The following is a 22,032-nucleotide window of genomic DNA, read 5'->3' on the forward strand; positions in this document are numbered from 1 at the left end:
TTTCACTATTGCTCTGTCACAACTCCCAACTTACTGTTCCCTCCACAATAAATGGGTCTTCAGGATAAACAAGGTTAATAGTTCGGGGGGTGAAGTACCGAACATCGGACAAATTCTTGAGGTTAAGCACGAAGCGAAGGCGATCTAGTCGATAGTAAACAGCAGCATCAAGGCGTAAATAACTGGGTACACTGAACGAGTTGATCAGATCCCCCTGCCGTTCGCCGACATAAAACAAACCCAGTCCAAACCCTAACCCTTGCAAACTCCCCTTGGCAAAGGTGTAAGTCGTCCACAAACTCGCGCTATTCTCAGGGACGTTCACCAGTCGATTGCCAATGTATCGCTCGTCCTTTGTCACCTGTCCATCTGTGTAAGCATAAGAGGCTATCACATTCCAGCCTGGTAATATCTCCCCGGTGACATTGAGTTCAATGCCTCGGTTGCGTTGTTCTCCCGTTTGGATCTGAAATGTTGTAGTGGGACGATTAGGATCAGGCGTCAAAACATTGGATAAAGTCAGTTGATACAAAGCCAGGGTTGAAGATAGCCTGCCGCTAAGGAAATCAGCTTTAACTCCCACTTCGTATTGAGTGCCAGTACTGGGTTGAAATAAACTACCTCCAAATGTGGTTCCAACATTTTGGGAGAAGGATTGACTGTAGCTGGCATAGAGTGAGACGGGTTGGATAGGTTTATAGATAAGACCTACACGAGGACTAAATGCAAAGTCTGATTGACTTTGATTGGGACTTGTATTTAAAAAGTTGGTAACTTTATTATCGACAAAATCTCCGCGTCCGCCAAGAACCAAATTAAGGTTATTAGTAAGTGTGATTATATCTTGAACATAAAAGCCGAGCTGATCATTTTTAGTTTTTTGATTAATTCTAGAAACAATACCACCGACCGGCTGACCATAGACTGGGTTGAACACATCTATAGTACCAATAGCCCGCATTGTCTGATCGAACTGACTAATGTCTCTGTACAAATCAAAGCCAGCAACTAATTCATGCTGAAGACTACCAGTTTTAAATTTGCCTACCACATGGTTGTCTAGAGCATACTCTTCATCGACACCAGGCGCTCCTATATAGTTTTGTTGTGTGCGGTTCAGAGTCCGACCATCAAGTCTTAGAGAGCCAGAATTGGCACTATCTGTTCTATATCTTATAGACCTAACATGAAAAGCATTCACCAAAGACCAATTATCACTAAAGCGATGTTCAAAGTTATAGCCCAATAGAATGGAACGACGGTTGTTTCTGGCATCTTCATCTAATGTGTTAAGACTAAGCGGAATCTCTCCATTTGGGTTAGGCAAGACAGTTCCGAAAGCAGGTAGCCCCGTTCTGGGGTACTGTTGCTGATCTCGGAACTCGCTTTCAAAAGTCAGCTTTGTATTCTTACTTATTTGCCAACTCAGAACGGGTGCAATTAGACAACGCTGATTGTAAAAAAAGTCAATAAAACTTTCTGTGCTGATGTAAGAAGTATTTAAACGATAAAGGAGCGTTTTGTCAGAATTGAGAGGACCAGAAATATCTAAAGTTGGTTGATAGAAACTATAACTGCCAAAAGTCATACTGGCGGCGAAGTAAGGCTCACTCAGCGGCTGCTTGGTGACAAAGTTAATCGTGCCACCCGGATTGCCTTGACCGTAAAGGACAGAGGCTGGCCCTCTGAGAACCTCTAACCTTTCAATGTTGGCGAGTTGAGTTTGTCCTGATATAGCTCCTGCAGTATAATCCTTAAGACCGTTGCGAAGGATGTTGCTCGTCTGAAAACCTCTAATTGTAAAAACATCACCATTGGTCGGCGAATTAAAAGCCTGGTTAACACCGACGCTTCTTAAGGCATCAATGGTGTTAACGGCTCCTTGATCCTCCCAACTCTGCCGGGGAACCACCTGAATCGACTGAGGAATGTCCTGTATCCGCCTATTAGTCCGAGTCCCCACAGTCGCATCGGGAACCTGATACCTAGTGTCTGGAGTACCAGTTACTACTAGTTCTATTGGCTCTTGGTTGTCCTCAGGCGTAGTTGTTGGCTGCTGTGTAGTAGTTGGCGTAGCCTCTCGTAGAGAAGTTGTCGTATTTACCTTAAATACTAAACCCTCAGTATCACTATCAAACAACTCCACCTGTGGCGCACCCTGGTTTCCCACAATTGTCAATCGCAGGGTGTTATTACCGATATTTACAACTGTTACCTCAGTAATACCTGCTACTAGCTTTGCTTGTCGGAAACTCTCCCCACCAGCAAGCTGTAACTTAGCATTGGCAATATCTACAATATAGGAGTTACCCTTAGTCTTCGGTGAAACCTGCAATTTCTGGGAGTTAGCCGTAACTAAAATTAACTCTATCCCCTTATCAGTGGTATTCACCTTCACATCTGTAATTGATACTACATCGGTTCTGGGTTGACTTAGTTGAGCGATAAAGTTCTTTACTTTGTTGATCCCCAATACATCTGATGTATCGCTGAGGGGACCTTCTATAGAATTGAGTTGGCGAACTTCTGATATGGGTGTTTGCTCCCGCTTCGCTTTCCACTTGGTGACTAAAGCAGATTGAACAGAGGTTTTTCTGACTAGCGATGCGTAGGCGTAGCCCGCCGCAGGCATCGCTTCTTTATTGACTGGGGACTGTGCAAGAGTTAGCTCTTGCTTGACTAGGTTACAACCCAAACCGACGCAAACACTCGCTACCAAACTTAGCAAACACCCATTGCACACACCCCGATAATTGATCATTCCACTTTCCTACCAATCTTTGTGCCAATATTCTTTACCATCGCAAGTAAAACTTACATTGCGAAGTATAAGCAAGATTGAATAGGAAATCAAGCATTTATGTTGTTTTCCAGATAATTATCATGATAAGAAAGATTCTTAACAAGATGCTGACATCTGAGTTTTTACCCAGCGTGGCGTTACTTTAGAGGAACTTAACGTAATAGAACAAATGTTCTGATATAGCTTTAGACCGCTTGGTTTGAGTGGTTGTGACGTAGTTTAGAGATGCTTGCTGGAATGCGATCGCAGTTAGAAGAAGAATTGCAGTTTATTGCAAAGGAGATATATAAGAGTAGATTTGGGCAATATAAATAGCAGATACAGGCTATGAATTATTAGAGACGGTAGCAAGGGTTACATATTATTAGGTAAATTCTTGAATTGTCGTTTGTAACTCAAAGCTGGATCGCTACCATTTAACCTCATAGAGTAAGCTTTATGCTAAGTAATAGCAAAAAAATAATTTCCCCATCGGAAAAGACTCATCCGCAAGAAGCTAATATTCAGGAACTTCTTGAGATTCAAGACCAATTGAGAGATGCTTTGAAAACAATTACAAAAGAGTTGGAGGATAAGCTTAAGCCAGAAGAACTAGAGGTTGTCAAGGCTGAGTATAAAGCACTCATCGATCTATTTGAAACTCTCAAAGATGGAAAGATCAAAATCGTCTTATTTGGTAAGACTAATGCAGGTAAATCGTCTGTAGCAAACTCCATTCTTGGTGCTGATGTTTACAACGTCGATGTAGGCATGGGAGCGGAAGTAAAGGCTGATGGAATTATCGACTACGGTAAGTGGAGAATTATTGATAGCCCAGGCTTCATGTATTCCAGTTCTGACAACAATCAAGCCTTGCAAGAGATTAAACGCAGTCATGGACGAATTTTTGTTGTTGATTCTGAGCCGTTTGAACCTGAACTAGAGATGTTTGACAGTGTAGCAAGTTTTTTCGACGCTCCAACAATTGTTTTCTTCAACAAATGGGACTCTGTGGAGAGAAATATGCCTACCAAGGATCGCGAGAAAGTTCGGCAACTCGTGATTCAGAAGATGTCTCGGTATGTTGAAGACCCGGAAAGTGACATTCTATTCGGTTCAGCCCAAACTTATGATCCACAACTCGACACATTCGTTCGCCAAGATAATCCAAAGCTGATTGATCGAATGTACGGCACGGCTGGCGATTTAGGCTTGGTTGTTAACATTATCAATCCTGCTGAAAAAATGAGCAGTAAGATTAACTCCCGACTTTACGAAATCCGTGAAACTGCCGCACGAAGAATCATTAGTGGCTATGCAACGAAATGCGCTTGGAGTTCAATAATTCCGTTTTCCTCAGTGACGACCACTCCATATTTTCTGAGCAGTATGAATCGTGCAATTTGTAAGGTTATGGGAGTGAATGAAGAGCAAACACTGCAAGCAAGTAATATCTCTACCTTAGTTGAGGAAGCAATCGTTCGATCGGCAGGTGCTGAAATGGCTTGGTCAGCCGCAGCATTTTTACTGCCTCCGCTTGCCGTCTGGGGAACTTTTTCAGAGTGGGATAACAATGTTCTTCGAGTTCAAATCGTTGGCGAAGCTCTTCTGGAATATATTCGTTCAGACTTCAAACCAATTAGCGACATTAATGTGTTGTTTGAGCAGATCAAACAAAAAATCAAGAATCAAGGACTTTACTCAAGCAAGTGAGCAAGACATTGATGGTAGTAAAATGGCTGTGACACAAGCACGGTCTAATAACACGTTGGAGCGATCGCAGTTTTTAATCAACTGCGATCGCAACAGGTTCGTGTGTCCACGATGGATTTAAGAATAGCAACTGGAGGCATCTAGGCAGCCCTAGATATTAAAGGACGCTATTCTCCTGGCATCAGTAAGCGGTAAAGGAAGTTTTTACTTACTTGGTTTTGTCTAGCCATTTCCAGAAGGAGTATATCTCCATTTTTGAGGAGGACGAAAAAGCATTGAGCGTCGAGGTAATCATCGTTGCGTAATCCTTCATCAGCTACCTTTGTTTCCTCTATGTCTTCATAGTTCAGGTAATGCTCTTTGTCCTCAACGTCTACTACATTAAATACGATTGGCATTGGTTTTTAAGGTACAAGAGTACATTGTCGAGCATAAATCGTATAGTTGCTCCCAGTCTGTTGGTTTAGTTGCAAAATACAACCCTTCTGGGATGTCCTGAGATCGTTCTCAATTAGGCAAGTTGGAACTAATCAAGGCAACTAAAGCACGCTTCAAAATGTCTCATATCCTCAAACAACCGTTATAAAAAAACGGATGCTTTGTCTGTGTTTTCTAGTCACGCTCTTTTAGGGCTGATTTCAAACGCTGATTCAGAACGGTAAAAGCATACATCAAACGCTAAGAAGAAATTCATGTGTCCTAAAATCACAGGAGCATTCCTATCCTGTGTCCAAGCAAAAGCTAGCTCTACAGTCGGAAATTGCTCAACAGTTGCCGTTAAAACTAATGCTCGCGCCTCGAACCTAGCCAAATTACCACCTAACGGAACTAAGAGCCTTTGACGTTCCCAAACGGTTGCTTTATCTTACATTGATGCACATCGCGCCGAAGTGGAAGCAGAGTATCAGGAAGTTTTGCAAATTGCAGAAGATAATTGGCAATACTGGGAAGAACACAATTGCGAACATTTTGCCCGACTTGCAGCAATGTCACCGAAACCAGGTCAAAAGAAACTCTGTGCGCTAAACTTCAAGCTTGGAAAGACAGACTTGAGTTCACAGTATGAATTTCCTGATCGATCATAATTTGAAAGGGCAAGCCGCTCTTTTGTGGGGAACGATCGCAGCAGAGGGTTGGCTTGAAGTTGTGCCCATTCGTTTTGTTACATTTGATCAGGTAGGTTTATCCGATGACAGCAGCGATTATATTGTCTGGCAGTTTTGTCAAACCAAGCAAATGATTTTGATCACTGCTAATCGAAACATGAAAGGTACAGACTCGCTAGAGCAAATGATTCGTGAGGAGAATACAGCTACATCATTGCCCATTGTGACTATTGGTAGCAAAGAGCGGCTTGATGAGCGAGTTTATTGTGAACCTAGTAGGCTGCGATGCTCTGAAGGGAGTCACCAAGGGCGATCGCAACAGGAAATAGCCAACAGTAGGAAATTTTAAAGTGAAGCAGAACAGCATTCAAATAAGCGTTTCCAGCAGCCCTATTCAAAATCAATTGGAATGCTTACGAGCGATCGCAGTTGATCAAAGACTGCGATCGCAACAAGTTCGTGTCTCCACAATGGATTTAAGAATTGCAGCAATCGCCATATCTGGTAATTTAGTATTGTTGACCCGAAACGTTAGTGACTTCTGCAAGGTTCCAGGTTTAGTGACGGAGGATTAGACGGTGTAGAACAGGTGGGCTAACTCAGCTGGATCGCAGCAGCCACTGGGGTATAGCACATCAAAATTAGCTTTCAAACAAAGGTTTTTAATTGGTGATGGCAAACTGGAAGCTTTTGCACAGGAAGCGATCGCTGAGTTCGAGGCGGGGAACTGTCGAACAATTTGATACATTACACAACTCGTCAATTTTAGGAACTTAGAGGAGCGATCGCAACATAACCTATTTATCTGAGCTAGACAGAGGGGAAACGGCTCATCTCTGTGTTCCCCTATAGAATGGAAATATCAGAGCTAGCAATTTTTGAATAGGAAGATCGCGTCTATCATATGTCCCACACTAATTTCAGCGATGAAGAAGTCGCTCAACGTGGCAAAGAGCTTTACGACAAACAAATTCGTACCCAAGTGGAAACCGCAGAAAACATCGGAAAAATTATTTCGATTGATATTGAGTCGGGTGATTATGACATTGATGATGATTTGCTGACAACCTGTCGTCGTTTGCAGGCGCGACACGATCATCCGGTTCTCTGGACAGAAAGAATTGGATTTAACGCAGTTTATGCAGTCGGGGGCACATTGACAAGGACTGCATCGTGATACATGGTTCTGTCGTTGGGCTTCAAGCCAGAGTCAATATTATTCTCTGTCCTCTGGGGCAATCTGATGTAGAAATAGAGTGCGTTGTCGATACTGGTTTTGAAGGGACTTTAACCTTGCCCCCTGATATTGTTGCTGCTCTCGATTTACCATATGTTACTCGCATCAGAGCTAATCTCGCTGATGATTCCAATGTCATGACACGGCTTCACCTTGCAACAATAATTTGGCATGGAATGGAGCGTGAGGTTGTGGTGCTGGCGATGGCTCGTCGTCCACTGATTGGGACTGCACTGATTGAGGATTATCACCTCAGCGTAGACTTCTATGAAAGCGGTTCAGTCGTAATTGACGAGATTTTGTAGGTTTGATCGGAACGGTAAAAACGCGGCATAACAGCCAGCTTGAACTCAAACCTGAATGAATTAATTACGAATTACGTTAGCGAGTCCGCGTACTCTGTAAGAGTTGCAAGCTACGCTTTTAGCGTCTCGTAGAGAGCGTCACTACGAATTACGAATTATTTTTGGTTATTGCCAGATATAAATCAGGACAAACAAAACAATCCAGATGACATCAACAAAGTGCCAAAATATAGAAGTGGCATTGACACCAAAATGACCTGTGTCGTAGTTATCAGGAATGAAAGAGCGACCAAAAACAAGTATTTGCAACAAAATGCCAGTAAGAACGTGTAAACCGTGGAAGCCTGTCAGTAAGTAGAACATTCCACCAAAAACACCTGTGGTAAAGCCAAAAGAAAGATGGCTCCACTCGATCGCTTGTCCGACTAAAAAGTAACTTCCCATTGCGATCGAAAGCATTAGAAACTGGCGAAATTTCAACAAGTCGTGGCGTGCAAGGGCGCGTTCTGCCAAATAGATGACAAAGCTACTAGAAACAAGAATTACCGTATTAATTGCCGGATCTCTGACTTCCAGTCCAGAAACACCAGCCGGTAGCCAGTCAGGATTTGCTGTTTTATAGACAATATATGCCGTAAAAAAACCAAGAAAAATGAAAGTCTCTGAAAGCAAGAACACAATGAAGCCGAACATCTTGCTGCCTTCTTCATCATGGGTATGCTCGTGTGATTCTTCTGAAATGATGGAACTGTCCATTGCTTGAAACTCCTATATATTTATCTCACGCAGAGGCACAGAGAAAAGAAACAAAGCAAAATTGCGATCGCGCCTCATCTCAAACTCTCTGCGTCCCTCTGCGTGAACCTCTGCGTACCTACCCTACGGGAAGGCGAAGCGCCTATGCGTTTAAAAATCAAACATTTGACCTGCTCTCTAATGCTCGGCCACTAATGGTTCAGATTTCCCGTAGCCGTAGGGTTCACCCACAACAACTGGAATTTCCTCAAAGTTCTCGACAGGAGGTGGTGAAGAAACTAACCACTCAAGTCCAATTGCTCGCCAAGGATTCTTCGGTGCTTGCTTGTCATGTATCCAAGAACCAATAATATTCAGAATGAAGGGCAAAGTGGATACACCTAGTAAAAATCCGCCGATACTGGCGATAATATTCCAAAATTCATACTCTGGGGCATAAGAAGAAACTCGACGCAACATTCCTTGCAATCCTAATGGGTGCATTGGGAAGAAGTTGAGGTTAGTGCCAATGAACGCCAGCCAGAAGTGCAACTTGCCCAAGCCTTCGTAATACATACGTCCAGTCATCTTGGGGAACCAGAAGTAAATAGCAGCAAACATCCCCATTGTTACCGTGCCATATAGAACATAGTGGAAGTGACCCACCACATAATAAGTGTTGTTGACATGGACATCAATGGGAACAGAGGAAAGGGTGATGCCAGTGATACCTGCAAATACAAACAATATTAATGCGCCAAACGCAAACAGCATTGGTGTATCAAATCGTAGCTTGCCACCCCAAATCGTTGCAGTCCAGGCAAACACCTTAATGCCAGTGGGGACAGAAACGAACATTGTTGTGAGCATGAAAAACAGCCGCATCCAGCCTGGAGTACCACTAACGTAAAGATGGTGTACCCAGACTATACCGCTAACTCCAGCGATCAGGAGTGATGAAATAGCGACAATCTTATAGCCAAACAAAGGTTTACGAGCAAAAACAGGGAATATCTCTGAAAAGACTCCAAAGACCGGCAGAATGATTACGTAAACAGCAGGGTGGGAGTAGAACCAGAAAAAGTGCTGAAATAGAACTGGGTCGCCTCCCTTGGCTGGGTCAAAAAAGCTAGTTCCAACTGTTAAATCGAGTAAAAGCATGACTGCACCTGCTGTTAAGACAGGTAGTCCAAACAGTTGGATAATCTGGGCACTAAATACATTCCAAACAAAGATGGGCGTACGGAAGGCTGTCATCCCAGGTGCGCGCATCTTGACAATCGTGGTGACAAAGTTAATCGCCCCCATAATTGAGGAAACACCTGATATTGCCACTGCTAGAAGCCAGATTACTTCACCATTGATTAAGTTGCCTGTCGGGTTTTGCAAGCTAACGGGAGGATATGACCACCAACCGGCTTGCGCTGGCCCACCGGGTACAAAGAAGCTGGCCATCAGTAGGATAGCAGCGATCGGTATCATCCAGAAGGCGACAGCATTGAGTCTGGGAAACGCCATATCTCGCGCCCCAATCATCAGAGGTACAAGATAGTTAGCAAAACCTGTAAGTATGGGGAATGTCCATCCAAATAGCATCACAGTGCCGTGCATGGTGAACATTGCATTATAAACACTACGGTCAACTAGGTCTGATTCTGGGGTAATCAATTCCCCACGAATGATCATTGCAAATAGACCGCCTACTAAAAAGAGGATGAAAGCGGTAACAATATACTGAATACCGATAACTTTGTGGTCTGTGCTGAAGCTAAAGTATTGCCTCCAGTCTGCTCTCGGTTCCTGTTGAGGTGCGTCACCTGTAATGTCTTCAACGGAAATATTTGTCATTTGTCATTTGTCCTTTGTCATTTGTCATTTGTCATTTGTCCTTTGTCATTTGTCATTTGTCCAAAACCAATGACCAATGACCAATGACTAATGACTAATGATTAATTGCTGTAGTTGACTACGGGGGCTTGTGCGGGTGCTACTGTAACCCAGCCTTTGATTAATTCTTTTGATTCTTGGGCATATTCGGAAGCTGCTTGATTATTTGCAGTGCATGGTTTGCGATTTGCTGCTTCTGCAAGCCACTTCTTATAATCCTCAGGGGACTCGACAACAACATTTGCCCGCATGGTTGCAAAGTAAGTACCGCTAAATTCGGAATCGGTCAATTGATATTTGCCAATACGGATGGGAGTGAATTCAAAGTCAATGTTGCGGTTGGGAATAATGTCTTGCTTGACTCGGAAAGCAGGAATATAAAAGCCGTGGAGAACATCCTCGGACTGCATAGCTAGACGAATGCGATGATTGACGGGTAAATGTAGTTCGGTGCTGGTAATTCCTGTTTTTGGATAGCGGAAAACCCAAGCCCACTGTTTGGCATTAACTTCAATGTCTTCAAATGGCAGGACATTAAGATTCCCCACGTCCCCGCGTCCCCGTCTCTCCGTGTCCTCATTTATTGGTGCAGCAGATGCCGATTTCATCAAGACTGGAATATGCATATGCATAGCTTCCATAGGCCCTTGAATCCCCATTTGCTCGTAGATTTGGTAGCTGTAAGTGGCAATCCAAAACACTAACAATACAGGAATTGCAGTCCAGACAATTTCTAGTGGGATATTTCCTTCAATCGGGGGGCCATCGCTGGTATCATACTGTTCTGCTCGATGGAAAATCGCCGAGTAGATGAGTGTTCCTGTGACTCCAAGGAAGATAAATGCTCCCAGCGTGATTAAAAAACTAAACAACTTATCGACGAGCTGCGATTCTGCTGCGGCTTGAGGAGGCATCCAAGAATACGTCGACTGCCCTATCCAAAGACTAACAGCAGTTAAGGCGATCGCGATCGCACTCAATATCAAAATATTTCGGATTTTCATTGATTACCTCAGCAGTAAGTTGGGGTTTTTGCCCAAGCGCAACAACATATCAGCAGTATTGTGAACTCCAAACTCAGTAGCTAACTGCGCTCCTAGCGTACCGTGGATGAACATGATGAACATGATGAACAGTCCAGAAACTAAATAAGTCCACTGCACTTGTTGACTGTCATCCTGACGCCAAATATAGCGCTGAAATCCTCTCCAAATAGCCATCCCAAGAATTAGCGCTAGTAGAAAAACACCACCCATACCATGCCAAAGCATTGTTTCCATAGCTTCAAATCCCCAGGCACTCTTTACCCCAGTGAGTGGTTCTGCCAACATGATTTCATAAAAACCTGCTGCTACCGTAAAAATTGTGATGAGTGCCGAACCTAGCATATTGTACCAGCCGGCATCAAAAAAGCTGGAACGAGTGGCAGGAACTGCTAAAAACTTGAAGATTGGTTGTTGTAGGGGAAAGAACACACCAATAAAATCAAAGGTAATGCCAAGGATGAACAAAGCTAGAGTGAGATGAACTAAATTTGGGTGAATGGGTATAGTGTAGGGCAACCCATTTGCTCCCATCTGAGTTTTTAATTGCTCAATAACTTCAGGGTTCATTACAGTAAGCCCTCCTTTATGGCTTCAACAACTGGTACAGTGTGCAGCCCATATACCCAAACCAATTCATCTCCAAAATATACTTGTACGCCTACCAAAACAGTCAAAAGTAGACTTGCTGCTAGGTAATAAACTGATATCTTTTCTGGAGTGCGGCAATGAATCACGTAACGCCAAGCTGTAATGGCTGCCAGAATTCCTGCAAGTGCCCAACCAAGAATCATATGTAAATTAAGTACTCGTTCAGCTGCGTTATAAGGTTCTGCCAAACCTGCTTCAAATTGACCAAAAATAACGGCGACAAAGATGGAGATTGTAGCGAAAAACATATTCCACCAACTCACCTCGAAAAGACGGTAATTACTAGTAAAGTATCCAATGACATCACACAAGAAGGCAAACAACACCATCGCAATCACAAAATGGACAACGATCGGATGTATCGTATCGGGATACGGTAAATTATGGTTATTCAGAAGCTTCTCAAGCATGGTATTCTACTCATGTGTTAGTTAGTGTTTAGTGCTTAACAATCAATACTTCACAATCTTTTGATTTCTACAACAATTTAGATTGCACTTAAAATCCTTCTAAATAACAACAGCAATTCTTATAAGGAGAATTCTTTCACAGAGTAGCTTGATTCTGATACGCAAAAGCTCGCTGGAATGAATATAGAATAGCAAGTTATTGAAAAAGGTTTTACTCGTTGGTAAATGCTGATGAACGAGTTACTACTTTCCATCTGTGAAGTAAAACAATGTATGAAATATAAACACAAGGATATTAAATCTCCGCAATATCGCTTGGAATCTGATACATTTGACTAAATAGGCTTTGGACATAATAATATCCAAAGCTCATAATGAGAATTGCTGGTCTTGGAGTGTACTTTATTTTTTTGAAGAATTTTGTACTTTTGATTCTCCATATATAAAGAATATCATACATCTGTTAAAAATACTTGCGATCGCCAACTAATTTTCAAACAGTATTTGTAGTTACAATTAATCAGAAGCTAGAGAGCTTTTATCCAACAGTTGCGTTTTTTCTGTTGTTTCAGGGTGAGGAATTTTGACCTGTTCAAGAAAACGAGATATCCAAGGTAAAGCCACCATAATTCCTGTTAACACTACTAGAAATACAGCTATTCCAAAAATTTGGTCACGGGGAATTTCGAGAACACCGCGTAAAATTACCTCTCTTAAAGCAGAAACAATAGTAATTTCCACTGCTGCGGTCACGGATGTCCTCTGTTGTTGTAGATGATCAATTAACAGGCGGAACAACTCTACTAAAATCAAAATGAACAGGATATCAGATGTTACTTGCCGCAAATCCAAGGGATGCAAAAAGGAGAAGAACATATCTCCCAGTCGGATCAGCATCACACAGAATAGACCAAGGCAGAGAGAAATGATAATAAAGTCTTGAAAAAATTCCAGGTTCCGGACAATTTTATTTCTTTGTAACCAGTTATTGAAGTTTGAAATTAGCCCCTTGAGCATGGTATTTCCTGACAATTAGATTCATTGATCTCCATAACTGAAACAGTGCTGAGTATCTAGCATCGATTACTCAGCACTCAGTACTGTATTCAATCCCCATTATTTAGCTATGGGGTTCCACTCAGCCCGATTAAACTATTTTGAACCGTTCAAGTCACCTTGTACGGTTTCTACGGTTTTAATTTTGGATACTGCGGTTGTTAAGTTATTCGCAGCCTTAATAATCTCTTGTAAGGTTTCGTTTATCACTTTCTCATCAAGAGAGGTTTCTAATAAGTAAGTTTCTACGAAAATCTCCACTCGGTTAACAATTATTTTGGCTTGAGAGCGTAGTTTGTTGAGGTCTTTGGTAGACAATTCAGTCATATTCATTGTTTGAAGCTCCTTTAGTTTCACAGGGTAAATTCTACATTTTTGGTCAGCAATTCTCAGTCAAAGAGCGATTCTTACAGGTCAACCTTTTTTTGAAAGATAAAGCCTGCTGGAATACCCATTTAATTGGTTTACCTGTTGACTGCTTAAATGCCTTGAGATTCCCCAAATTAGTACAAAGGTTTCAAGCAGGAAAATTGCTAGGGGTGGCGAGTTAGTAGGTCTATTTATTCTTTAGGACTTACGCACCAAAATTATCTTTTGAGACTGGGTGTGGAGTGTGTAATTTTGGGTATGGTAAGGGTTTTGGGTCTTTATGAAGCAATAACAAGTCTTCTCCTAAGCAAAGATACCAAAGGCGAAGGGTGGAGACTTTTATAGCAACTTGAAGCCGAAGTTGTTGAGAGTTTCCCGCAAATACTTGCACCCTTTTAAATAGTCTAAAGTGGCGATTCGCTCAGCTGAGTTTTGCGACCAATCAACAGCAGCATTCATCTGTTGTTGAGTGTAGAATTCTTTCATGATATCATTGTAGTGAGCGATCGCTTCATCTTGCTCTGCCAATTTATAGATTTCCCGGTGCAGTATAGCTGACTGGGGTAAACGCGGCTTAATAGCAGGTTGTACTTCAGGATTGGGATAACCTACACACAATCCAAATATAGGAAACACAAAAGGTGGCAAATTTAATAGTGTTGCCACCTCTTGGGTGTTATTGCGGATTGCGCCAATATATACCGTTCCCAAACCAATAGATTCAGCCGCTAGAGTCGCATTTTGCGCTGCTACCGAGGCATCGATTACTGCTTTAAACAACAGTTCTATGTAATCCAGAGCCACATGAGGTAGTCCGCGACTATCAGCAATATGAGCCATACGACCTAAATCTGCTAACCAAACCAAAAATACAGGAGCCTGGTTAACCCATGCTTGGTTATTAGACAGCTTGCATAATTCTGCTTTGCGCTCTGGATCTTCAACCGCTACCACACTCCAGGTTTGCAAATTAGCTGAACTAGCAGCAGATTGAGCCGCTGCAACTAGCCATTCTAGGGTTCCTGGTGGTAAAGGGTCAGATAGATAAGACCGAACTGAACGGTGAGATAGTAGCGTTTGTAGAGAGTCGTTCCAGTCAATTTCGTACTTGAAGGGAATCTCACCGTAGCGCGATCGCAATAGTTCTGTAGGATTTGTCATAGTCAACTTTTGAACTCCAACACTTTTTTACGTTTTCAAAAAGACTCTCAACGACGAAAAACAAGGAGTTTGATTAACTAACAAAAATCGATACGATCCTTATTCTGTCAATTTAGAAAAGCAAGACAGTGTTAATCAAGGATTTCAGCTTGGTTAAGTTTCACTCGTTAAGCCCATCGATATCTGATGGATAAAAGCCTTTTGAAATATGAACTTCGGAATTTTCTCTGACGGAAGTAACAAAAGGAGGATGATACTCTATCATTTGAAGCTAAAGCCCCTTTGCCCCTCCGTCCTTGAAGCAACCCTTACACAGGTTACTATACAGTTTAACTTATAACTATTCGGACAGAATGTTCGTGAAATCATAGAATCATTTATTCGGTGTTGCAGAGAAAGCAGGATGATTTAGCAACTGATAAAATTTTTCCCCCTGTTTACCCCAATTCATCCCGCTGTTCTGCAACGCCCTTTATTCATATTAAGCCTCTATAGAAGAATACTTGACTTTTGACTTTTGACTTCCCCGTTCGCGTAGCGTCTCGCAGAGAAGGGGCTGACAAGCCCCTAAATTTATTTATGGGGATTATTAATTTTGACTTTTGACTTTTGACTTTTGACTTCCCCGAAGGGGCTGACTGCTACGCAGCTAGCTGGGTTTCTCCAAAATCTGAAGTTAGGCGACTATTCTGAAAAAAAGCAACTCGTAAAGCTAGCCGAGACTCAGATGCAGGACAAGTCAACGGAGTAACCATGTGCCAAGAATTATCAGAACGTGCGATCGCAACAGAGGAATCACTAAGGGGTAGAATATCTTGGAAGGCAGATTCCGGTTGGGAGTCTTTGAGAATTCGCAAACAGCCTCCCCAGTCTACAGACCATTGTTGATTGAAAAATAGCAGATGAGTTAAAAGTTTGTTCGGCTCGTCTGTATGAGGGTGATGCAACTGTCCTAATTGATATCGGCGAAATCCAATATCCATTACACAGTCTTTTAGTTCCAACCCAGACATTTCAGCTAAAGCTTTGCGGTAAGAATCTGTCCACAGTCCTTCTATCAACTGTCGCCAGACTTTACTGAGGTGTCTCAAGTCATAAGTAAGTCTGCCTTGTGCCATCCGCTCTCGCCAGCGATTATCGCTAGATTTGAGCATCAAGGAAATATCCTCGCTCTTTGCAAGCATCTTTCCCCAAGAGTATCCGTATCCCTCTCCCTCCGACAGGCGAAACTCTTCATGGGGAAAACTCGCAGTCAGTTCTAAGCTTGCTTCTGGTGAAAGCAGGTTTTTGATCAAAGCCCAATTGTATGGGACTTTTTGCATTGCTGTGGCACGAATGGAATCAAAATTAAGCATGGTAGAAAAAACGCTTTAGTAGAATTAACCAATCATGATTACCCTGGACATCAAGTGGTATTGGAGCATCAACAATCGATTTACCTCTGCACCAAAAAGCTTTGCTCAAGCCGTAGAAGTTTCATCGCCGGAACACTTAGAGCATCGATTCAGTAATCAAAAACCTAACCTCCCAGGGCCCTTCCCTGGTAGGGAAGGGCCCTGGGAGGTAAACTCCCCTCTTCGCTTCAAAGAGGGGTTGGGGGAGAGGTTCTTTCAGGATTACTGAATTGGTGTTTTAGAGAGTCATTCCAATCAATTTCGTAATTGAAAGGAATTTCACTGAATAGCGATCGCAATAATTTTGTAGGATTTGTCATAGTCAACTTTTGAACTTGAACGCTTTTTTACAATTTCAGAGGGATTACCAACCTCATTACAAATTTGTTTGGCTACAAGAAAACTGGCTTTATCGATAGCGATTCTTCAACACTGCTCAAAGTAGGTCAAGATCAACCTCCTCAGAATCAAACTGCTTTCCCTCTTGTTTGAGTGATTGTCGTTGGAGATTACGCAACAGGGAACGCAAAACATCAGTCTTAGTGCGTTGGAACTGCTTGCAGTACTGCTCTAGAAGTTGCCGTTCTTCTGGAGACAATTGAAAAGTGATCCATCCTTGCTCTTTTCTCGGCATAGATATTACCAATTATGTTGGTAATATCTTAGCAGCTGGTACAATGATTGCAATAACCTGAGACAGAATTGTGATGCTTTCTTAACCAAGTTCACTTTTGATTTGTGGTCAAATGAAAGCTTACAAATTTAACTACACTACTCCCCACTCCCTACTCTCTATTCCCCTGTAATGTTTTGATAGGTGTTGTGCATTTACCTTTGGGGAACAAAACTCAGGAGTTCTTCAACTGTGAGACTGCGCTTAACTTTTACTGACTGATGTTTTACAGCATCCAGCACTGATTGAATTTCTGGCTGACTGAGCGTGATTCCATGTTCTTGCAGCACACTAAATATCAGATGCCGACCGGAATGTTTGCCTACTACCAAGCGACGTTCCCAGCCAACATCTTCCGGCGCAAACGGTTCGTAAGTACCGGGATTTTGCAACACACCGTGAGCATGAATGCCCGATTCGTGTGCAAAAGTATTTTCACCCACGATCGCTTTCCAGGGAGGAACCGGCCAGTTGGCAGCTTTCGCAACTAACCGCGATAGTTCCAATAGCCGTTTTGTATTAATACCCGTTGGAATGCCGTAGAGGTGTTTCAGTGCCATTACCATTTCTTCCAGCGCCGCATTACCTGCGCGTTCGCCAATCCCATTTACCGTAGTGTTGACTGATCGCGCCCCTGCTTCAATACCAGCTAGCGAGTTCGCCATTGCCAGTCCAAAATCATTATGTGTGTGCATTTCTATGGGAATGAATAGATGATGCACAAGGGAGCGAACTTTGCTGTAAGTGTTCAGAGGGTCGAGAATTCCTACAGTGTCACAAAAGCGAAACCGGAAAGCTCCCAACTCTTGAGCATAATAAGCCACATCCAATAGAAAAGATGGATCGGCTCTGGAAGAATCTTCTCCGCCAACAGATACAGATAAACCGTGATCGCAAGCGAAATTAATCGCATCCCGCAGACGATCCAGCATTACCTGCTGCTTACCCCCAAACTTGGCGGCAATCTGAATTTCTGAGACGGGAACGGAAATATGCACCCGTTCCAAACCACAATCTATAGATGCCTGGATATCGGACAAATTAGCACGGTTCCAGCCAAGTAATTGGGCATTTAATCCCAGATTAGCGATCGCTCGGATCGACTCTGCTTCTTCTTGTCCCATTGCCGGAACACCAATTTCCAATTCTGGAACACCAATGGCATCAAGAAAAGTAGCGATCGCAATTTTTTCTTCAACGTTAAAGGCTACACCTGCGGCTTGTTCGCCATCTCGCAAGGTTGTATCGTTAATCTGAACGGGATGTTTGTTCATAGTGAAGTGATGATTCATTTTGCAGCTAACTTGTTGGGTAATTTTGATTTGCTTGAGGAATTGACGCAGTGTGCAACCTAACCCCTACACCTTCCCTACTAGCGCGTTGGGGAGCAAGAATCAAAGCCTCTTAGGAGTGGGAGAGAGGAATGGAAGTGGGATTCTAAGGATAAGTTGCACATCGCGTTAATTAATAATTGAAAGACAGAGCAGCTAACTTGAGTTGTAAAAACTAAAAGACATATTTCTTAGCCGTAGGGTAATAATTACGAATTACGAATTACGAATTAAGAAGTATTAAATATTTGCTACAACTTCCCCAATATTGCTAGTGTCATAGCCGCCGAGAATCTCTAATTGCGATCGCACTAGCTGATGTCCCAAGATACTGAGAAACTGCTTTACTGGTTCTTCTTCCAAGTATTCTTTAATAATCACCAAGTCATATCGCGCACGATGAAGGGGGATAAATCCCAACCCAAAGGCAGCAGCTATAGATGCTGTACTGATACCTGCATCAGCGATTCCTGAGACTACAGACAAAGCAACATCTTGATGGCTGTGAACGATATGATCAGATCCTTTAACTTTGTGTAATGGCACTCCTTCTTCTTGGAGTTTCCGTTCTAAAAGCATCCGACTGCCAGAACCCACTTCATGGGTGACAATAGTTGCTCCAAATTCTACTAAGTCGGAAACTGTTTTAACTCCCATCGGGTTTCCTGGTGGGACTAACAAACCTTCTTCCCAAACTCCAAGGGTAATCAAAACGGCACTCTTACCTGTTAAGGCTTCCCGCACAAAGGGAATGTTATGTTCCCCAGTATCAGCATCGTATAAGTGCATTCCTGCAATGTGAACTTCACCTCGGCACAAACTACGCAATGCAGCCGTGCTATGGGCAAAACGATAATGAACTCGCAGTTGCGGATGCCAACGTTCAGTTGCTCTTGCCAACAGGGAAAGCACAGGTGTACAACCAGCAATCACAACTGTATTATGCAGTTTATCTATATCATCCAGAAGCCGAACCTGGACTTTATTTGTACCGATCTCGCTCTGGGCTTCACCCTCAGAGTCAGGCTCTTTACTAGCTACCTTTGACGCTAATGGCAATTTGCTAATGCCGGGGAACCCATCTACCGCAACTGTCTCACCATCAGCTGGAATCATTTCGATCCGAAAAGCATCATTCCCCACAAGGGGATAAGCTATCCATTGATCCCCAACCCGCGCTAGACTAACTCGTGATTGCTCTTGCTTAGGGGCTGATCCCGCAAGAATTGCCTCAACTTCTGGTAAATCTTCCTCAAACCAGAATAAGTCCTCGACTTGGCAACCAAGCGCCTTAGCTAAACGTAGTGACATAGCAACAGAAGGAGCATATTGTCCCAATTCCACACCACCAATACTCTGACGAGTTACGCCAGCTATATTAGCCAATTCTTGCTGACTCATGCCCAAGCGAGTTCTTATTGACTTCAGGTTATTGCAAAGATTCACATCCAGTTTCATGAGGCTGTATCTCTCCGTTAGAAAAAGCCGCGGCGCACAAACTTAAATTTGTTGGGTCAATAGCAAGGTTTTCTAGTATTTGCCGTTTTTGTTGTCAGACATGTTGATGTTTTAACAATTTCGCTTGTTTGCTGCAAGCGTAACATACATTCTGCTAAAATACTTGCATTTTTGGATACTATTTTAGTGATTTAGCGTAGCTTGCCGCCGTAGGCATCGCCTTTTCATCATCTGCTAACCAAAGCGATGCCTAAGTTGGCTTACGTCACCAAAAGAAAACTTAGTCCGAGTGCGGTAAATCCTGATCTAAATGCCAATTGCCTTTTTTAGTTGGTACTGCTACCCACTGGAGTTCCAACCATAAGATCGGGTTCTTTTCCTTCAACCTTGAGGCGGGATCGCGAATAATGCGTGTGGCATTTATGCAAACAGCCTCAGATATCCCCAAATCTTGGGCAACGCCTCTGAAAATGTTTTTGTAGGCATTAACTGAGGCAAACAGCATATTAGGATAAAAAACAACAAAATGTTGTATAAGTTTTGGAGGGCAGCCCCAGTAAGAGTTTACAAGTTCGACGTGGCAGTACTGGAGCAACTCGCCGACTTTGGCACAGCGTCCCTTGACTACGGTAGTAAATTTTTGGACTAAAACCTCTTCAGTCAACATAATGAGTTCTCCTCCTTCAATGAGGTAGACGAATTTTGGCGTGGTTCAGAACGCCGATTTCTCAAATGGTGGTAAGAAGTTTACGCAGTTTTTTCTGCTTTTTCGAGTAAGAGATTGCCAATTGCTCCAGACACTTTGTATGAGGGATAACCCCTACTGCATTGTTCTAGTCAAACAACCCAAACTTTACTAGCAGTTCCTCTAGCTGATCGTTAGACATAGATTTCGGAGTAACAAAATCTGTATTTTGGTCAATTGCCATTGCCAGGTTGTGATAGTGCTGTGCCTGTTCAGACTCAGGAGCATACTCAATCACCGTCTTGCGGTGGAACTCTGCCCGTTGCACCATATTGTCTCTGGGTATGGAGTAGATCATTTGAGTCCCCAGTTTCTCTGCCAGAGCTTTGATCAAATCATCTTCCTCATCGACTTTGCGAGAGTTGCAAATCAATCCTCCCAGACGTATACCGCCTATCGGAGCATACTTTTGAATGCTTCGGCAGATGTTGTTGACGGTATACATTGCCATAATTTCCCCAGAAGTGATAATGTAAACCTCTTGAGCTTTACGTTCACGAATGGGCATGACAAATCCACCGCATACCACATCACCCAGACCATCATAAAATGTATAATCTAGTCTAACTGCATCATCATAAGCACCAAGTTGTTCCAGTAACCCAATTGATGTCAGAATGCCTCTACCTGCACATCCCACACCAGGTTCCGGCCCACCCGATTCCACACACAGCGTCTTCCCCCATCCCTCCTGGCGGAAGTCTTCTAAATTCACATCATCTTCTTCTTTACGTAACGTATCAAGTACAATCTTCTGGTGGAATCCCCCCAAGAGGAGCCGGGTAGAGTCTGCTTTCGAGTCACACCCTACAACCATTACTTTACGACTCATATCAGTCAGTCCAGCCACGACGTTTTGAGTCGTTGTGGATTTGCCAACTCCCCCTCTTCCATAAATAGCGATTTTCCGCATAAAAACCTCAATAATGGCGCAGACTTATTGATTCGGCTCCAAGATTATGGTGTAATCAAGCAGAGTATTGAATCAAATTGGGGTTGTAATTATTGAAAGTATTTACTACCCAGTTTGTGACTGCGTTGATGCTGTTAGATAGTGGAGATTAGCCGTCTATTCAGCATTATAAATATTGCAGTTATCTGTTAAAAGTTAAATAGCTTCTTACAGATATGGCAGTAAATATTAGTGGGATGCGAAATACAACAAGGTGCTAAAAATTAGTTCCAATCCTGTCACCAAAAATTCAAAAAACTTCCAAACATACGGCAGGTGCATGAGAAATTTTTACTTCATCACAGCAAGACAAGCATTATTTTGGCTGCAAAGAAGATACATAGAAAAATCAGTCCAGCCTACGCTATGGCAACAGTTCGCCAAACGAAAAACCGATTTTTGGACGGTTTTGCTCCACTTCGATTAACGTTATGCCGTCACCAATAACTGATGAGGCTGGTCTGATACTCACTTCAAAGGAATCTAAGGAGTTTTTGTTTTGGTATTAGATTCCCTATAAATAAAGAATATCATACATCTGGCCAATTTACTTGCGCCGATAAATTAATTTACAAACAGTATTCGTGGTTACAATTACTCATCAGCTAGAAAGCTTAAAAGCAAACAATTGCGTTTTTCCTATTGTTTTGAATGGAGCAAATATCGCCGATTTATCCAACTGAAGTATCTAGAGTCTAAATAGCAATTAAATCATTTACACTGTTATATATAGTTAGAATAGTCTGTCTATTCTCGTTGCTAAAAGTCTTATATATAAAAGAATTGCGGCTGCTTTAATCTAGACAGAACTGTCTATTATAAACTGATTTTATTCTAAAATTGCAATACTAATTCAGCTAATTGTTATCAACTTTACTATTATTAATTAAAAAGGTTGATAGGATTTTGAAATCAAGGAACTCAAAGAAGTTTCTGACAAAAATAAAGATATAGAAGAATCCTTCTTCTTATCAGCAATTGCACAAGGAGCAATCAACCATGCCAATGAAGTTGTTTAAGTGCG

General features: G+C 42.5%; 22 protein-coding genes and 1 pseudogene. 5 read left to right on the plus strand and 18 right to left on the minus strand.

The window, feature by feature from the left end; genetic code table 11:
- Nucleotides 1-16: 16 nt before the first annotated feature.
- Nucleotides 17-2,761, minus strand: coding sequence for a TonB-dependent siderophore receptor (locus HWQ58_RS31180; protein ID WP_292871589.1), 2,745 nt, complete (start codon nt 2,759-2,761; stop codon nt 17-19).
- 480 nt (nt 2,762-3,241) lie between these two features.
- Here HWQ58_RS31180 and HWQ58_RS31185 point away from each other — a divergent pair, with 480 nt between their 5' ends.
- Nucleotides 3,242-4,495, plus strand: coding sequence for a GTPase (locus HWQ58_RS31185; RefSeq protein ID WP_292871591.1), 1,254 nt, complete (start codon nt 3,242-3,244; stop codon nt 4,493-4,495).
- Nucleotides 4,496-4,662: 167 nt separating this feature from the next.
- Here HWQ58_RS31185 and HWQ58_RS31190 read toward each other — a convergent pair whose 3' ends face one another.
- Entirely contained in the window at nt 4,663-4,893 is a 231-nt protein-coding gene (locus HWQ58_RS31190) for a hypothetical protein (RefSeq protein WP_174709866.1), read from the minus strand.
- A gap of 218 nt (nt 4,894-5,111) precedes the next feature.
- Nucleotides 5,112-5,306, minus strand: coding sequence for a hypothetical protein (locus tag HWQ58_RS31195; protein WP_292871594.1), 195 nt, complete (start codon nt 5,304-5,306; stop codon nt 5,112-5,114).
- 251 nt (nt 5,307-5,557) lie between these two features.
- Here HWQ58_RS31195 and HWQ58_RS31200 point away from each other — a divergent pair, with 251 nt between their 5' ends.
- Both HWQ58_RS31200 and HWQ58_RS31205 read left to right on the plus strand, forming a co-directional pair.
- Nucleotides 5,558-5,950 (plus strand): ACP S-malonyltransferase, encoded by a 393-nt coding sequence (locus HWQ58_RS31200; protein WP_292871596.1) that lies wholly within the window; start codon nt 5,558-5,560, stop codon nt 5,948-5,950.
- A gap of 1 nt (nt 5,951) precedes the next feature.
- Nucleotides 5,952-6,176, plus strand: a complete 225-nt coding sequence (locus HWQ58_RS31205) for a type II toxin-antitoxin system VapC family toxin (protein WP_292871598.1) — start codon at nt 5,952-5,954, stop codon at nt 6,174-6,176.
- Here HWQ58_RS31205 and HWQ58_RS31210 read toward each other — a convergent pair.
- Nucleotides 6,173-6,349, minus strand: a complete 177-nt coding sequence (locus tag HWQ58_RS31210; RefSeq protein WP_292871600.1) for a hypothetical protein — start codon at nt 6,347-6,349, stop codon at nt 6,173-6,175. The genes HWQ58_RS31205 and HWQ58_RS31210 overlap by 4 nt on opposite strands.
- Nucleotides 6,350-6,505: 156 nt before the next feature.
- On the opposite strand from HWQ58_RS31210, the gene HWQ58_RS31215 reads away from it, so the two are divergent.
- Both HWQ58_RS31215 and HWQ58_RS31220 read left to right on the plus strand, forming a co-directional pair.
- Complete coding sequence (locus tag HWQ58_RS31215) at nt 6,506-6,778, plus strand: hypothetical protein (RefSeq protein WP_292871602.1); 273 nt, start codon at nt 6,506-6,508, stop codon at nt 6,776-6,778.
- On the plus strand, nt 6,775-7,143 hold the full coding sequence (locus tag HWQ58_RS31220) for a clan AA aspartic protease (RefSeq protein ID WP_292871604.1): 369 nt from the start codon (nt 6,775-6,777) through the stop codon (nt 7,141-7,143). Before HWQ58_RS31215 ends, HWQ58_RS31220 begins: the two co-directional genes overlap by 4 nt.
- A 165-nt stretch (nt 7,144-7,308) precedes the next feature.
- On the opposite strand, the gene HWQ58_RS31225 is transcribed toward HWQ58_RS31220, so the two are convergent.
- The 14 genes and pseudogenes from HWQ58_RS31225 to nifH all read right to left on the minus strand — a co-directional run bounded on the left by HWQ58_RS31225 (nt 7,309) and on the right by nifH (nt 20,969).
- A complete protein-coding gene (locus HWQ58_RS31225; RefSeq protein WP_292871606.1) occupies nt 7,309-7,899 on the minus strand; it encodes a heme-copper oxidase subunit III in 591 nt (196 codons plus the stop codon).
- 177 nt (nt 7,900-8,076) lie between these two features.
- Nucleotides 8,077-9,726, minus strand: a complete 1,650-nt coding sequence (gene ctaD / locus HWQ58_RS31230) for a cytochrome c oxidase subunit I (RefSeq protein ID WP_292871608.1) — start codon at nt 9,724-9,726, stop codon at nt 8,077-8,079.
- A 101-nt stretch (nt 9,727-9,827) separates the two neighbouring features.
- Entirely contained in the window at nt 9,828-10,769 is a 942-nt protein-coding gene (locus HWQ58_RS31235; RefSeq protein ID WP_292871610.1) for a cytochrome c oxidase subunit II, read from the minus strand.
- A gap of 3 nt (nt 10,770-10,772) precedes the next feature.
- Nucleotides 10,773-11,378: a DUF2231 domain-containing protein gene (locus HWQ58_RS31240; RefSeq protein WP_292871612.1), complete on the minus strand. Its 606-nt coding sequence runs from the start codon at nt 11,376-11,378 to the stop codon at nt 10,773-10,775.
- Nucleotides 11,378-11,869: a DUF2231 domain-containing protein gene (locus tag HWQ58_RS31245; RefSeq protein WP_292871614.1), complete on the minus strand. Its 492-nt coding sequence runs from the start codon at nt 11,867-11,869 to the stop codon at nt 11,378-11,380. Before HWQ58_RS31245 ends, HWQ58_RS31240 begins: the two co-directional genes overlap by 1 nt.
- Before the next feature lie 516 nt (nt 11,870-12,385).
- Nucleotides 12,386-12,886 carry a phosphate-starvation-inducible PsiE family protein gene (locus HWQ58_RS31250; RefSeq protein WP_292871616.1) on the minus strand — a complete coding sequence of 167 codons (501 nt, stop codon included), beginning with the start codon at nt 12,884-12,886 and terminating at the stop codon, nt 12,386-12,388.
- Nucleotides 12,887-13,021: 135 nt separating this feature from the next.
- Nucleotides 13,022-13,258 carry a hypothetical protein gene (locus tag HWQ58_RS31255; protein WP_292871618.1) on the minus strand — a complete coding sequence of 79 codons (237 nt, stop codon included), beginning with the start codon at nt 13,256-13,258 and terminating at the stop codon, nt 13,022-13,024.
- Between the two features lie 375 nt (nt 13,259-13,633).
- Nucleotides 13,634-14,455, minus strand: a complete 822-nt coding sequence (locus HWQ58_RS31260; RefSeq protein ID WP_292871620.1) for an NADPH-dependent oxidoreductase — start codon at nt 14,453-14,455, stop codon at nt 13,634-13,636.
- 641 nt (nt 14,456-15,096) lie between these two features.
- Nucleotides 15,097-15,810 (minus strand): 2OG-Fe(II) oxygenase, encoded by a 714-nt coding sequence (locus HWQ58_RS31265; RefSeq protein ID WP_292871622.1) that lies wholly within the window; start codon nt 15,808-15,810, stop codon nt 15,097-15,099.
- Between the two features lie 532 nt (nt 15,811-16,342).
- Nucleotides 16,343-16,483: pseudogene (locus HWQ58_RS31270) on the minus strand (transporter); the annotation flags it as partial.
- Between the two features lie 194 nt (nt 16,484-16,677).
- Nucleotides 16,678-17,796, minus strand: coding sequence for a homocitrate synthase (gene nifV, locus HWQ58_RS31275; protein ID WP_292871624.1), 1,119 nt, complete (start codon nt 17,794-17,796; stop codon nt 16,678-16,680).
- Between the two features lie 297 nt (nt 17,797-18,093).
- Nucleotides 18,094-19,311 carry a substrate-binding domain-containing protein gene (locus HWQ58_RS31280; protein WP_292871626.1) on the minus strand — a complete coding sequence of 406 codons (1,218 nt, stop codon included), beginning with the start codon at nt 19,309-19,311 and terminating at the stop codon, nt 18,094-18,096.
- A gap of 280 nt (nt 19,312-19,591) precedes the next feature.
- The gene (locus HWQ58_RS31285) at nt 19,592-19,978 is read right to left on the minus strand and encodes a hypothetical protein (protein ID WP_292871628.1); all 387 of its coding nucleotides are present in this window, start codon (nt 19,976-19,978) and stop codon (nt 19,592-19,594) included.
- A 166-nt stretch (nt 19,979-20,144) separates the two neighbouring features.
- Nucleotides 20,145-20,969: a nitrogenase iron protein gene (gene nifH, locus HWQ58_RS31290; RefSeq protein ID WP_292871630.1), complete on the minus strand. Its 825-nt coding sequence runs from the start codon at nt 20,967-20,969 to the stop codon at nt 20,145-20,147.
- Between the last annotated feature and the right edge of the window lie 1,063 nt (nt 20,970-22,032).

The organism is Nostoc sp. LPT, assembly GCF_017115165.1.
GTDB lineage: Bacteria > Cyanobacteriota > Cyanobacteriia > Cyanobacteriales > Nostocaceae > Nostoc.

Excerpts from the sequence above, each read along its gene's own strand:
- nifH (WP_292871630.1), bottom strand. The coding sequence starts at position 20,969 with ATGCGGAAAATCGCTATTTATGGAAGAGGGGGAGTTGGCAAATCCACA.
- HWQ58_RS31210 (WP_292871600.1), bottom strand. The coding sequence starts at position 6,349 with ATGTATCAAATTGTTCGACAGTTCCCCGCCTCGAACTCAGCGATCGCT.
- HWQ58_RS31185 (WP_292871591.1), top strand. The coding sequence starts at position 3,242 with ATGCTAAGTAATAGCAAAAAAATAATTTCCCCATCGGAAAAGACTCAT.
- HWQ58_RS31280 (WP_292871626.1), bottom strand. The coding sequence starts at position 19,311 with ATGAAACTGGATGTGAATCTTTGCAATAACCTGAAGTCAATAAGAACT.
- ctaD (WP_292871608.1), bottom strand. The coding sequence starts at position 9,726 with ATGACAAATATTTCCGTTGAAGACATTACAGGTGACGCACCTCAACAG.
- HWQ58_RS31190 (WP_174709866.1), bottom strand. The coding sequence starts at position 4,893 with ATGCCAATCGTATTTAATGTAGTAGACGTTGAGGACAAAGAGCATTAC.
- HWQ58_RS31200 (WP_292871596.1), top strand. The coding sequence starts at position 5,558 with ATGAATTTCCTGATCGATCATAATTTGAAAGGGCAAGCCGCTCTTTTG.
- HWQ58_RS31265 (WP_292871622.1), bottom strand. The coding sequence starts at position 15,810 with ATGCTTAATTTTGATTCCATTCGTGCCACAGCAATGCAAAAAGTCCCA.
- nifV (WP_292871624.1), bottom strand. The coding sequence starts at position 17,796 with ATGAACAAACATCCCGTTCAGATTAACGATACAACCTTGCGAGATGGC.
- HWQ58_RS31250 (WP_292871616.1), bottom strand. The coding sequence starts at position 12,886 with ATGCTCAAGGGGCTAATTTCAAACTTCAATAACTGGTTACAAAGAAAT.
- HWQ58_RS31235 (WP_292871610.1), bottom strand. The coding sequence starts at position 10,769 with ATGAAAATCCGAAATATTTTGATATTGAGTGCGATCGCGATCGCCTTA.
- HWQ58_RS31260 (WP_292871620.1), bottom strand. The coding sequence starts at position 14,455 with ATGACAAATCCTACAGAACTATTGCGATCGCGCTACGGTGAGATTCCC.
- HWQ58_RS31255 (WP_292871618.1), bottom strand. The coding sequence starts at position 13,258 with ATGAATATGACTGAATTGTCTACCAAAGACCTCAACAAACTACGCTCT.
- HWQ58_RS31215 (WP_292871602.1), top strand. The coding sequence starts at position 6,506 with ATGTCCCACACTAATTTCAGCGATGAAGAAGTCGCTCAACGTGGCAAA.
- HWQ58_RS31245 (WP_292871614.1), bottom strand. The coding sequence starts at position 11,869 with ATGCTTGAGAAGCTTCTGAATAACCATAATTTACCGTATCCCGATACG.
- HWQ58_RS31180 (WP_292871589.1), bottom strand. The coding sequence starts at position 2,761 with ATGATCAATTATCGGGGTGTGTGCAATGGGTGTTTGCTAAGTTTGGTA.
- HWQ58_RS31240 (WP_292871612.1), bottom strand. The coding sequence starts at position 11,378 with ATGAACCCTGAAGTTATTGAGCAATTAAAAACTCAGATGGGAGCAAAT.
- HWQ58_RS31285 (WP_292871628.1), bottom strand. The coding sequence starts at position 19,978 with ATGTTGACTGAAGAGGTTTTAGTCCAAAAATTTACTACCGTAGTCAAG.
- HWQ58_RS31225 (WP_292871606.1), bottom strand. The coding sequence starts at position 7,899 with ATGGACAGTTCCATCATTTCAGAAGAATCACACGAGCATACCCATGAT.